This is a genomic window from Flavobacterium macrobrachii (assembly GCF_014486675.1).
Lineage (GTDB): Bacteria > Bacteroidota > Bacteroidia > Flavobacteriales > Flavobacteriaceae > Flavobacterium > Flavobacterium macrobrachii.
Map to the genome: position 1 here is coordinate 1 of NZ_JACTAC010000205.1, position 350 is coordinate 350.

1 protein-coding gene is annotated in these 350 nt (G+C 39.7%); it reads left to right on the top strand.

Going from position 1 to position 350, the window contains the following annotated elements; genetic code table 11:
- On the top strand, positions 1-350 hold a 350-nt coding region (locus tag IAI56_RS15975), incomplete at both ends, for a DUF4397 domain-containing protein (RefSeq protein WP_187658796.1).

Here is a 350-nt window from a genome sequence, read left to right on the forward strand (position 1 = left end):
GATGTTTATGTAAATGGAACTTTAACTTTAGATAACTTTGCGTTCAGAACTGCGACACCTTTCATTGATGTTCCTGCTGGTGTAGCTTTAAGCATTGATGTTGCTCCAGGAAATAGTACTTCTGCAACAGAAAGTATTTATAATTTAACCACTACTCTTGCTGATGGTGAAACGTATATCGCTATTGCAAATGGAATTGTTTCTCCAACAGGTTATAGTGTTGCGCCTAACTTTGCTTTGAGCGTATTTGCTCAAGGTCGTGAAGCTGCTTCTGACCCAGCTGAAACTGATGTTTTAGTAAATCATGGTTCGCCTGATGCGCCAACAGTAGATGTTGTTGAAACTGGTGT